This window comes from Cypionkella sp. (assembly GCF_028290025.1).
GTDB lineage: Bacteria > Pseudomonadota > Alphaproteobacteria > Rhodobacterales > Rhodobacteraceae > Cypionkella.
Window position 1 is genome coordinate 1 of record NZ_JAQGKQ010000069.1, and the last position, 11,569, is coordinate 11,569.

The window sequence follows — 11,569 nt, forward strand, 5'->3', positions numbered from 1 at the left end:
GCGCTTTCAGCCCAAATTCAAATCACATCGGTAGTTGAATGAAGCTAGAGATTGAATAGTGCGCAAATTGACACAATTCAGGGTTTAGTTTCGCCAGAGGTTTATGAATTTATTAAAGGCGCACAAACGCGTTTGTAACAGCTATGGCGCTCGAAACCTGAGAGCTTTGCGAAAAGAGGGCGCTGATTATTCGCTTGAAACAGAGCTTTGATTGCGCTGCGAGTCACTAGCCCCGTTGACTGTGCCAAAGCGCATTGCGCGATGCGTTGCGCTAACGTCCCCGCCCGTGCGGCACTGCGATGCGGTCAAACTCTGCGGCCAGCTTATGAAGTGCTGCGGTCATTGCGGCGCCTTTTGCCGGCCTGCCGTGACCGCTGAGTAGGATGTTAGGGGCAAGCTCGGCAAGGCTGCGAACCGATGCACCCGCTGCATCCCAATCGGGCGTGAAATAAGCGGGCGGCCCGTGCATCTCTGCCCGCTGCACTGCGACCGCATATGCGGATTCCTGACCAGTGGTGATCACGGCATCGCCCGCGACAAGGCAGCGATCAGCATCGCGCCACAGTGAAACATGGCCAGGTGAATGACCCGGCGTTGGCAACCATTGCCACCCTGGCGCGCCCGGTACCTCGCCACTTTCCGGTAGCGGGCGCAGGACATCGCCGACATCGGTGGGCGCAGTCGGATAGAACGGAGCGAGCGCCGCCATAAAACCGCCTCCCACCGACGCATCACCGGGTGGATAAGACCGAGTGCCGTTCAGGTAAGGCATTTCCGAGGGATGCGCATAGACGGGCGCGTTCCACTCGCGCGCAAGGTCTGCCAAGGCTCCCACATGATCGAAGTGGCCGTGAGTCATCACGATGGCCGCAGGGCGGGCCTCGGGGCCGAAGCGTTGCGCAGCCGCCCGCTGTATTCGGCTCGCCGTACCGCGCAGACCAGCGTCAACCAGAACCCACCCGCGATCGCCAGCGCTCTTTAGCCCCAAAAACGCAACGTTGACGATCCCGAGGCGCAGATACGCCACCCCCGGTGCGACCCATCCTGCCAACCCATCGTTGCGCGAAGGGATTATGGCATTGGGCGGCAAAGCAATCTGCTGATCGATGCGCTCCGCCTTTGGCGGTCGGGTTAGGGCAGCGGCGGCCAGTGAAAAAGCGCCGTAGCCAGCAAGAGCAAGACGTACATCATTGGGCGCGCGCAGGCTCGCCCCTGCCGCGAGGAACGCCAGGCCCTGCGCCATGTCCAACGCAAGATGTTGATCCAAGGTCAGTGCGCCTCGGGCTTCGGCCCGGTAACGAGTTGCGAGGCTGTACGCAGCAACTCCAGCGCCAGCGGCTATTAACGGCGCGCGCAAGGCACGGGGCCAGCCTAACGCAGTTGGCGCAACGGCGAGGCCAGCAGCGGATAGAGCGTCGAGAACTGCGTGAAGTTTTGGAGAAATCATTCAGTTCGCTCCGGTGCTAAAGTTGGAGAATTGTGCCCGCCGACAAGAGAGCCGCAGAAGCCGGTACCAAGCCATCGCGGCAGCGCGCGACATTTGCCAAAGCAGACGATCTGGCCGAACCGACTTAGATATCAGCTCGTTGACCGCTTGCCCTGAGAGTCACGTATTGCTGGGTTACCGCCGATAGGTTGTCTTGGATCCATGCCGCCATTTGCCGCTCTTCTTCAAGGTTCTGCTCCAGCAATGGAATGGCAGATGATGCCCCGCTCAGCTGCGCCGCCGTAATCAGCGACGTGTAAGCCGCGATCTCGAAGTTTTCGAAAGCGAAATTTGCCAGCGAGTTCTTCAGCACCTCGTCTGGTGCGACGGTATGCGCCAGGGCCGCCATGCTGCCGGTGAAAGACAGCATCGTGTCCTTTAGCCCAGATGCACTTTCGTTGATGCCGTCCAAAATTTGCTCCAACCGGGCGATCTGACCCTCGGTTTCGCGGATGTGGCGGCTTAACATGGCCGACATATCCGGGTAATTTTCCAACCGGTTCAGTTGCGGCTGCATAATCGACAGAGCCTGCGTTTCCATTGCATGAGCGTTCTTCAGCCCACTGAGATACACTTCATGTGCGGTATCTACGTTTTCCATGTTCAGCCTTTCAGTTCGGGATTTCAGACTTGCGCGGACGAGCCACATGGGTTGCCGTCCGCGACACCATAATTTTGCAACCGCGCCGCGCTGTTATGATTCAGTCAGCTGATCGCGATCAGCGACGCGGCTATTCATTTAGAGATCCTTACCAAGTCAGTTGCCGCCTTTCTTGTGCGGCTCGTGGGTGTGGTGACGGTCCTGCTCGCCACCGCCTCCCGAGACGTTGCTGCGGGTGCGGCTGTCATCGTCCGCAGGCGGTTTCTTGGGATCAAGCGGCATCTTGGCGTTCTCATGCGACGCGCCCGGACCACCTTGCCGGATGCTGGCGGGAGTTTTCTTCGAGGTCGACATATCAGCCTCCTATCCTGATCTTGGTCTCACCCAAGCGGTAGAGAGAGGCCAAGATAGTGTCCGTCGCTGCGACGTAAGCGTGTCGTCGGTCCATGCCACACCGAATGGAGAGTCCAGCCCGGTTATTAGCTCGAAACGGTCGTCCACCGTCTCGATTGGTATCGCGCATCCCGATCGATCTAGGTCGCATGGTGTCCTCCCACATTATGGAGGCAAACCAGCTAATGTAAGATTAGTTCCAATGTCGGCGCTGTCATTGTCGAAATAGGCTTGTCCTGCTTTTTATGGATCGAATTTGATCTTGCAATTCAGCTTGCTTATCTAGTTGCCGCATCAAAGCTTCGCAGCGCGGTTCGGTCATTCCGGGCGACGAGGCGCGTCAACAGAACCTCGGCTGGATTAATGCGCGGCTGTGCAGGCTGGCGGCGTTTTAGCGATAAGTAGCTGTATGCTCGCGTGCCAAAATCCCGCATATGCGGGGTGCGGACGAAAACTTGGACTAAGAGCGAGTGCGCGCAGTGAATCTGTACATCAAGCTCGGCAAACGTCCGCGGTCGAGGATTTTCCAGTTGGGTTATCCCAGTTGGGACGCTTCTGAGCTGCAAGGTCGCTGCCGATGCGAGCCTTTTCCGTTGAATCTCACCGCACATAGAAAAGCGTGTCAGTCGGCATGCATGTGTGGATGCTTCCAGGATGCAAGGCATTTCTGACGTTCGGGCCTTCCGAGCAATGATCGGGTGCGTTCAGGTGTCAGGCCTTATGGTAAGGCTTGCCACATGCCGCGGGCCGCGGGCCGGTATGCTGATGCGACGGTCGGATCCAGGTCAAAATTCCGAGTTCTGGGCTCTTTGGACGCCCCTTCGGTGTGCGTTGGGCGGAGGTGCGCTTCTTTGCCATAGTATCGTCCTGCTCGGGGTCGGGATTGAGGCCAGCGCTTCATGGATTATTGGACGCGCGAGATCGGCCGACTTGCTATGACGGTCAGGTCCATGCCGATCGACACACGCAAGACTTGCGTGCGGTGGTGGCCGATATCGCGCATAATGGAGCTGCCTCGCTGCGCGCCATTGCGGTCGCATTGACTGAAGGCGAGATGCTGACACGGCGGGGTGGATGGCAGGTCTCGAATGTGCGGAGTCTGCTAATTAGGCTGCAAACCCCGCGCCACATTTGAAGCAACGACTAAATGGCGGCGTTTGTTTGACACCGCCCTCGGCCAAGGAATCGGAACAAAATGTTTCAGAATATAAATTTGGTGGATCTCCAACTCTGCGTCCAAGCGCGCTGGACCCCGAAAATTGGCGACCCAAACCTGACGGGATGGTTGACTGTCGGCAGTTATCTGGTTTGCGCGGCCCTTGCAGTGGCGCTGCTGATGCGTGGGGCGCAACCGCGCCGCGAGCGACGGTTTTGGGGTTTGATTTTGACGCTGATGCTGTTTTTGGCGGTGAACAAGCAGTTGGATTTACAATCGGCGCTGACAGCAACTGGCCGCTGCATAGCGCAGCTCCAAGGTTGGTATGGCGCGCGGCGCGACGTTCAACATCTCGTCATCGAAGTCCTGCTCGTTTCGATCGTCGTCGGCCTCGGCTTTGGGGTATATCTGATGCGCCAGGCGTTGCGACGCAACGGCGCGGGACTGCTCGGGCTGGCAGTCGTGGCAGGGTATGTTGCAGTCAGGGCGGTCGGGTTCCATCATTTCGAAACGTTGATCAACACACACGTTCTGGATGTCCGCGCCAATTTCTTCCTTGAAAACGCAGGGCTGGCTCTGATAGCGGTCAATGCGATTTGCCTTTTGGCGCGGCGAAACAGGCCATCGGGTGTCTGAGGCGATGGGCCACACGAAGCATGTAGAACCATAGCAACTGTCACCTGCGCAGCCGCCGTTGAGATCGGATCCGGTGAGTTTCATCGCTTTCCAGCGAAACAGCAGAAGAGCAATCAATGAAGCCATGTCTCTTTCAGCGGTCATCACTCGACAGCGCGGTGCCCTCTGCCAAGTGCGGCCCGATCACACCGCCACCGGACAGCGTCAGACCACCGTCGCCGGCCCCGCCATCTGCTCCGAAGACTGCTTGCTCCGATGTGCGCATTTATCGGGTATGCCGGAACCAAACGACAACTCAAATCATTATTACGTTAGCGTGCCGTCACGGCGCCAGATTTCAAAGGATCTTCCCATGCTTGCCACCAATGCTTTCGTCGTCGTTGCCGACGGCACATCCGCGCATTTCTACAAAAACATCGGCCACGATGCTATCTCGTTGGAGCATCTCGAAACGGTGACGCCAAATAGCCTGTCGCATGCGGAAGGCGTGGCGGGGCGTGCTCCGGTCGAGCAGAGCCCGCAGGAGCATGGTGAAGCAAGTTTCACCACCCAGCTTGTGCACAGATTGAACGCGATGGCGTTGGCGAATGCGCTGCCTGCCGAGGTTGTCATCGTGGCCGATCCGTCTTCGCTTGGTCAGATGCGTCCGCTGTATCATGCTGAGTTGAGGAAGCGCATCACGCTCGAAGTGCCAAAAACGCTGGTGAAAGCCTCTTTGCAGGATCTTGCCACGGCGCTCGCGAAGCTCTGACACCGAGGCTGCACCTTCGGAGATCGTGCGGCGTCTGCTCTTATCCCCGCAAACTGGACAGTTTGGAGCTCGAGTTTTCGGCGACGCTTTTCCGGTTGGGAGAGGAGCGGAATCGGGTGAAGGCGAGCAAATTTTCGGACGCGCAGTCCGGCGACCTACTTCAACTGGAAGAAACGATACGCCGGGCTGTTGTCAACCGAAATGAAGAAACTCCGCCTTCCGGCGGTTCACCGTTGGGGGCGGATCACTCACCACCGGGCTGCGGTCGTGGCTGGATGAAAGAATAGGTGCAGAGCCCGGCTTGCGCTGAACAACTGCGATAGCTGTATGCGTGGTGAGTATCTCGCAGGGTGTTGTTGGCGTGTCCGCTCGTTACCAGCTAAGGCTCCCACAGAACGCTGGCGTCGGGGGCGACACCAGATTGATGACTGGTGATCTTCAAGCTAACAGACGGTTCTTTAAAGATGGTTCGTCACTGTTACGATTGTGATCGACACAGGTTCGTCAGGTCGGCGGCACACCCCAGCTGGTCTCGATAAAGCCAAGGAAAAAAGTCGCGGGCCTCAATGCAATCTGCCTGGCCAAGGCATGAGACCATGCCACCAAAGGTTATGGACATCGCGCTACAGTTAAATGCTGCATTATGCGAAGCCGTTGAACCCAAGGGGCAATTTCTATCTTTCATTTTGATCACCATCATCAGTTCCGGCTGCGGGCAGAATGAAAGGAACGGCTGCCAAAATGATGAGTACAATGATCGTTGACAGGACCGCCGTGGCCTCGAGGCCCAGCCCGACAACAATTCCGATACCAGCGGTGGCCCAAATGTTCGCCGCGGTGGTGAGACCTTCAACTTTGTGTTGTCCAGCCCGAACAATAATGGCGCCAGCCCCAAGAAAACCGACGCCTTGCACAATGCCTTGCAAAACGCGCGACAAATCCGAAACGTCCATGCCAGTTTGGGTTGGTCCGAGGACAAAAAGTGCCGACCCGACAGCAACCAGCATATGCGTCCGCACACCAGCGCTTCTCGCTTTGCGTTCACGTTCATACCCGATAATTCCGCCGAGAAGTGCTGCGAGCATTAGGCGAACCACGATGCGCGTCATGGTTGGTAAGTCGGGAATGTCGGAAAATTCGCTGATGAGCGTACTCCAAATCTCTTGCACACTTTTGCCTTTCCACAACAATCGACGTCTCACGCCGATCCGGTCTTATTTTATGTCAGACAATGCTCGATTAAGTAAACAGCCTCGCAACCAATAAAATGATGGGTGGATACCCGTCCCGACTGCATCGCAACATTTAATCGCACCACCCTTGGGAAGCTTTGAGGCGAGTAAAGCCGGACGTTTCTCGAAGCGATCAACGCAGATCACGGTGCATGAGATTGCCTCCGGAGAGAACGAACTCCGACGATCCAACACGAGCGGCTGAATGTCTGGAATTGCCTGAAGACCGCCGCATATATCGCGTCTGCAGTGTGTGACAATCCTCAGCGCTATGGAAGGTGTGCTTTGGCGAACCAACGCTGTGCAGTGCCTGATCTGGTGGAGGCGAGCCTGAGTAAATAGGTAACGCGCAACGGGGCACCAGCCCCTTCGCTTCCGGAGAGATCATGAAGAAGATCGGATTTTTGTCGTTTGGGCACTGGGACCCAGAGCCGCGCTCGCCGCTGAAATCCGCTGGTGAGACACTGAAGCAATCCATCGAACTGGCAGTGGTTGCCGAGGAACTTGGCGTCGACGGGGCGTATTTCCGCGTGCATCATTTCGCCCGGCAACTGGCATCTCCGTTTCCGCTTCTGGCGGCCATCGGGGCGCGGACCTCAAAAATTGAGATCGGCACCGGTGTCATCGACATGCGGTATGAGAACCCGCTCTACATGATCGAAGATGCCAGTTCGGCCGACCTGATTTCGGACGGTCGGCTGCAACTGGGCATCAGCCGTGGGTCGCCCGAGCAGACGATCGGTGGCTGGCGTAATTTCGGGTATGGTACGGATGAGGACGGCGATGGTTCAAAGCTGGCGCGCCGGAATACCGAGACCTTTTTGAAGCATCTCGACGGCGCGGGTTTTGCCCAGCCCAACCCGCGCCCAATGTTTCCAAACCCGCCGGGCCTGTTGCGGCTAGAGCCGCATTCGCCCGGCTTGCAGGATCGCATCTGGTGGGGTTCGGCGTCAAACGCAACGGCGGTTTGGGCGGCTGAGATGGGGATGAACCTGCAAAGTTCCACCTTGAAGGTCGACGAGACGGGCGAGCCTTTCCACGTGCAGCAGGCCAAGCAGATCGAAGCCTTCCGCGAGGCTTGGAAGCAAGCGGGCCACGCGCGCACGCCGCGCGTCTCGGTCAGTCGGTCGATCTTTGCTCTTACCAGTGATATGGACCGGCAGTATTTCGGTCGCGGCAAAGAAGCTGACCAAATCGGCCAGATCGACAATTTCCGCGGCATTTTTGGCCGAAGCTATGCCGATGAGCCCGACCGTCTGATCGATCAGCTACAAAAGGACGAGGCCATTGCCGCCGCGGATACGCTGCTGCTGACGGTGCCGAACATGCTCTGCGTGGAGTACAATGTGCATGTGCTGGAGAGCATCCTGACCCATGTCGCGCCGGGTCTCGGCTGGCGCTGAGCCGGGCGTCAGCTTTCTGAACGCGCGCCGTCCAACTAAGATACGTTGCGAGCAAGTTATCTCGCAACGTAGACTCTCTTCAACATAATGGCGCGGCAGATCAACGAGCCTAACCGAAAGTGCTGGTGATCGGCGCACTATGCGTCGCCCCTGGACGGTCTTTTACCCGACGTAGCGGGAAGCGAGCCGCAAGCCATCAACAAGTCAGACACTCAGACACGTTTGTATTCAATTTCTCGCGCCAGCCAGCAGCCAAGGGTCAGCCCAATTACAGCTCCTTTGGCATTCCGCTTCATTATCATCGTCCAGTCGCCCGGCGCGGGGGCGTCCATTGACCGGCGCGTCGCGACTGTCCACACATCAGGGCCGGCAGGGACAACTCGTTCCATTCGGCCGCTGCCCAGCAGGCCGGAAAACCGCACATGTGCCGCGCCGTCGTGCGCCACGATTTCCATCAAGGCTTCTAGCTCGGTCGAATGATATTGCCCGGCAATTTCGTCCACGTTGGCGCTGTCGAGAATCGCCAGAGCCACCAGCGTGGCTTCTGTGTTATCCTTCACGCGCGTCAGTGTCAGACCATCAGCTTTACGTGCAAGCGTCGCCCCCGGCGAGGTCAGCGTCCCCTCGGCGGCAAGTGTCAGCCGCTCCGCCCCACCGGCATGGTTCAGGCTGGCATAGCTGCGCCCGCTTTTCACGCGCGTGAGAAGTCCGTTGGGGCCGATCCACTGACCATCCCATCCAACGGGCAACGGAGCCTCTGCCGGGGCTATCCGGCCCATTGCAGCATGAACCAGCGATTCCGCTGCGCCATGAGCATCGGCCTCATGGTTGAACATCACCACCACCGACAACCGGGCCTCACGTGCATTCAGCCGATGCGCACGAAAGCCGCGCAGGGCACCGCCGTGACCGCTGAAATCCAGCCCGGCAATCGATTCGTGTGAAACTCCATAACCATAAGCGGCGGGCTTGCCATCAATGAAGTGAGGTGAAACCGAAGCGCGGCGGTAAAGGCTGCCTTCATCGTCGCGGGTTGCATCGATCCATGCTTCATAGGCGAGCATGTCCGAAAGCGAAGCTGAAATCCCCGCGTCCCCCACCCAATAAATTGCGTTCTGGGCGGGAAAGAACCCAGCCGCGTCGCTGCCTTCGTAGCCGACCACGCCGTCTTCGGGTTGGCTGGTGTCAGCTGTCAGCACGGCCGTTTTCATCTGCGCCGGACCCCAGACGTGCTGCTTGTAAAGCTCATCCAGAGCTACGCCGGTTTCCGCCTCGATCATCTCGGACAGGAGGCGGAAGTTGCAGTTGCAATAGGAGTATTGCGTGCCGGGAGGGAAATGCCCGGTCTTCATCCGGGCAATCAGCGGCAGCGCATCTTCGCGCCGAAACGGCTGTTCGGCAAATGCGCCATGCAGAACAGTCAACGCCCAGTAGTCGCGCAAGCCAGACTGGTTGTCGCACAGCTGTCTGACCGTTGGCAGCGTCCCCGTGAACTGCGGCAGGAACCCTGCCACCTTGGCATCCAAAACGGCCGGATCAGCCACCGTCGCCAGAAGCACCTGACAGGTGAACTGCTTCGATATCGAGCAGATCGGCAAACGCGTGCCGATGGTCATCGGCTGCGCTGTATCAACATTCGCATGACCCCAGGCGCGGGCGGCAATCACCCGTCCAGCATTACACCCGCCACGCCACCCGGACCGGGATAGAGCTTTGGCAACTTGTCGAGAGCCGCAGTCACGCCTTCGATGTCGATTGTCATGGCATGTCCCCTGTTGTTGAGAAAGCGGCGGCGAAAGGGGGCCGCCACGAGCGAACTCAGTTGGTCTTTTCAGTTGGTCTTTACTGTCTGTTCCAGCCAGAACCGGCCAAGCGGGTTCTGGCCAAAGTTCTGAACCCCCCTTGTTGGTCACGCTTATGAAGGGGCTGTAGTAAAGGTCAATCCAGTGAACATCGGCTTTGGCCTGTTTCTGGACGTCGGCATACGTTGCTTTGCGCTTGGCCGGGTCCATTTCCAGCCGAGCGGCGGCGACCAGAGCTTTGACGCCTTCGTTTTTGTAACGTGTCATGTAGTTCATGTTTAAATCATGGCCCAGAACGAAGGTGCTCTTCTGGTCGGGGTCCAGTATGTCATTGGTCCGGCAATTGACGTTCATGTCATAGTCACCATTCAAGAGCATGTCCTAGGTCTGGCTTGGGTCCACCTTTTGCAGGTTCACCGGGATGCCCACACTTGCAAGTTGCTGCTGAACGAGAATGGCGATCTGCTCGAGCGTCTGATCGCCTGCATCCACAACGGAGTTGAACGAGATCGGGCCGACATTAGCTTCGGCCAGCAATGCCTTGGCCTTACGTCGGCCTTCAGTTCAGCAACGCGCGAAAACGGCACATATATCGCCGCATCCAGCTCGCCCGGCTGCACAGCGAGCATCCGCGTGTTGTCATCGCGAATGGAAATCCATTCCACGCCGTCGAGACTGACCGTTGCCGCGTCCCAATATTCGGGGTTCTTCTTCAAGATTACTGGGTCGCCGCGCCGCCAGTCCTCCACCATGAATGCGCCCGACCCGACTGGCTTTTCGGCAAATGCCTCTTGACCCATGGCTTCCATTGCGGCCTTCGAGACGATGGATGCGCCCGACATCGCCAGCGTCGAAAGGAACGGTGCCGAGAGGCCAGTCAGCGTGACGATCAGCGTCTTCGCATCCGGCGTCTGCATGTCGCCGATGATTTTGTAGCGGTCCGACCACAACGACAGTTCGCTGTCGCGAATGCGGGTCAGCGAGTAGGCCACATCTTCAGTTGTGACGGGCGATCCGTCCGAGAATTTGGCATCGCGCAGCTTGAATGTGTAGGTCAGCCCATCGTCGAGACCTCCCACGACTGAACGATGCCGGGTACTAGGAGGCTGCCGGTCTTGTCCACGCACGAGCACGTCGGAAAATTGGAAAACACCCACAAATCAACGTTCTGCGCAGTGGCGATCGGATCGAAAGTTGTGCCATCCTCGCGGCGGCCGATGGTCAGCACACCCTGGGCTTCGGCGTAGGATATCGCCGCTGTTGACATCGCGGGGCTTCAAAGCGCGGCCTTTGTCCAGTTCTTTATCATATCGTAAGCTCCCGTTGATTGGGTGCCGCCGTTGATGGGGCGGTCTGGGTCTATGTCTGGTATGGCTGATCAGTGCGGCCGTATAGGCGGTTTCAGGATGGTCAAAGACGCGGTGCGAAGGACCATCCTCGACCAGTTCGCCGTGGTGCATCACACGACCCGCTCGCAGAGATTGCGCACGATGGCCAAGTCAGGGGCAATGAATGTCAGCGTCAAGCCGTTGCTGGCGGTCAGTTCGCGGAACAGATCGACAAATTGGGCCTGAATGGTGACATCCAGCGCCGCCACACACTCATCTGCGATGATCACGCGGGGGTTCACAGCCAGCGCCCGCGCGATTCCCGCGCGCTGGCATTGCCCGCCCGACAAGCTGCGCGGGCGACGGTCAGCAAAGCTGCGCTCCAACCCCACCATGTCCAGAAGTTCAAAGCTCCGGGCCTGAATGCGGGCCTTTGGCGTTTCGCCTTGAATGCGCAGCACCTCAGCCAGCGTCTCGCCCACGGTCATCCGCGGTTGAGCGAATTGAACGGGTCTTGAGACACCATCGCGGCATCCGACCGCAGCCGCTTCAATGTAGCGTTGCGGTTTCGGTCAGACTAAGCCCGTCGAATATCACCTCCCCCGAGGTCACGGGTGTCAGCCCCAGCATCGCGCGGGCCAGCGATCACGCAGACACGCGAATGCGAGTCCCGCTAAGATAAAACTTGCCCAGAGGGGCCACTGTGCAGCTTCGCCGCACACTGCAGGATGTGGGCTGGCGATCATTAATAGAATGTTCTTGCGCGATCGGCCGCTTCTCG

The 11,569-nt window shown here is 58.4% G+C and carries 10 protein-coding genes and 2 pseudogenes; 3 read left to right on the top strand and 9 right to left on the bottom strand.

Annotation, left to right across the window (positions count from 1 at the left end; genetic code table 11):
* Positions 1-271: 271 nt before the first annotated feature.
* The 3 genes from JWS10_RS11580 to JWS10_RS11590 form a co-directional block, all read right to left on the bottom strand.
* Positions 272-1,267, bottom strand: a complete 996-nt coding sequence (locus JWS10_RS11580) for an MBL fold metallo-hydrolase (protein WP_299507533.1) — start codon at positions 1,265-1,267, stop codon at positions 272-274.
* A 304-nt stretch (positions 1,268-1,571) separates the two neighbouring features.
* On the bottom strand, positions 1,572-2,087 hold the full coding sequence (locus tag JWS10_RS11585; protein ID WP_299507537.1) for a ferritin-like domain-containing protein: 516 nt from the start codon (positions 2,085-2,087) through the stop codon (positions 1,572-1,574).
* A gap of 156 nt (positions 2,088-2,243) precedes the next feature.
* Positions 2,244-2,441 carry a hypothetical protein gene (locus JWS10_RS11590; RefSeq protein ID WP_299481674.1) on the bottom strand — a complete coding sequence of 66 codons (198 nt, stop codon included), beginning with the start codon at positions 2,439-2,441 and terminating at the stop codon, positions 2,244-2,246.
* 1,423 nt (positions 2,442-3,864) lie between these two features.
* Here JWS10_RS11590 and JWS10_RS11595 point away from each other — a divergent pair.
* Complete coding sequence (locus JWS10_RS11595) at positions 3,865-4,272, top strand: hypothetical protein (RefSeq protein WP_299507539.1); 408 nt, start codon at positions 3,865-3,867, stop codon at positions 4,270-4,272.
* Between the two features lie 73 nt (positions 4,273-4,345).
* Entirely contained in the window at positions 4,346-5,023 is a 678-nt protein-coding gene (locus JWS10_RS11600) for a host attachment protein (protein ID WP_299507541.1), read from the top strand.
* Positions 5,024-5,697: 674 nt separating this feature from the next.
* Here JWS10_RS11600 and JWS10_RS11605 read toward each other — a convergent pair.
* Positions 5,698-6,192: an MgtC/SapB family protein gene (locus JWS10_RS11605; RefSeq protein WP_299507543.1), complete on the bottom strand. Its 495-nt coding sequence runs from the start codon at positions 6,190-6,192 to the stop codon at positions 5,698-5,700.
* A gap of 449 nt (positions 6,193-6,641) precedes the next feature.
* Here JWS10_RS11605 and JWS10_RS11610 point away from each other — a divergent pair, with 449 nt between their 5' ends.
* Positions 6,642-7,658: an LLM class flavin-dependent oxidoreductase gene (locus JWS10_RS11610; RefSeq protein ID WP_299507545.1), complete on the top strand. Its 1,017-nt coding sequence runs from the start codon at positions 6,642-6,644 to the stop codon at positions 7,656-7,658.
* A gap of 212 nt (positions 7,659-7,870) precedes the next feature.
* On the opposite strand, the pseudogene JWS10_RS11615 reads toward JWS10_RS11610, so the two are convergent.
* From JWS10_RS11615 to JWS10_RS11630, 5 genes and pseudogenes are all read right to left on the bottom strand, one after another.
* Positions 7,871-9,420 (bottom strand): annotated as a pseudogene (locus JWS10_RS11615) (D-aminopeptidase).
* Positions 9,421-9,841: 421 nt separating this feature from the next.
* Positions 9,842-9,952 carry a hypothetical protein gene (locus JWS10_RS21260; RefSeq protein ID WP_366943536.1) on the bottom strand — a complete coding sequence of 37 codons (111 nt, stop codon included), beginning with the start codon at positions 9,950-9,952 and terminating at the stop codon, positions 9,842-9,844.
* 119 nt (positions 9,953-10,071) lie between these two features.
* Positions 10,072-10,617 (bottom strand): annotated as a pseudogene (locus JWS10_RS11620) (ABC transporter substrate-binding protein); the annotation flags it as partial.
* On the bottom strand, positions 10,515-10,727 hold the full coding sequence (locus tag JWS10_RS11625) for a hypothetical protein (RefSeq protein WP_299507550.1): 213 nt from the start codon (positions 10,725-10,727) through the stop codon (positions 10,515-10,517). The gene JWS10_RS11625 and the pseudogene JWS10_RS11620, both read right to left, overlap by 103 nt.
* 192 nt (positions 10,728-10,919) lie before the next feature.
* Positions 10,920-11,270 carry an ATP-binding cassette domain-containing protein gene (locus JWS10_RS11630; protein WP_299507552.1) on the bottom strand — a complete coding sequence of 117 codons (351 nt, stop codon included), beginning with the start codon at positions 11,268-11,270 and terminating at the stop codon, positions 10,920-10,922.
* Positions 11,271-11,569: the final 299 nt, after the last annotated feature.

Coding starts and splice junctions, on each gene's coding strand:
- JWS10_RS11585 (WP_299507537.1), bottom strand. CDS start 2,087: ATGGAAAACGTAGATACCGCACATGAAGTGTATCTCAGTGGGCTGAAG.
- JWS10_RS11625 (WP_299507550.1), bottom strand. CDS start 10,727: ATGTCAACAGCGGCGATATCCTACGCCGAAGCCCAGGGTGTGCTGACC.
- JWS10_RS11610 (WP_299507545.1), top strand. CDS start 6,642: ATGAAGAAGATCGGATTTTTGTCGTTTGGGCACTGGGACCCAGAGCCG.
- JWS10_RS11590 (WP_299481674.1), bottom strand. CDS start 2,441: ATGTCGACCTCGAAGAAAACTCCCGCCAGCATCCGGCAAGGTGGTCCG.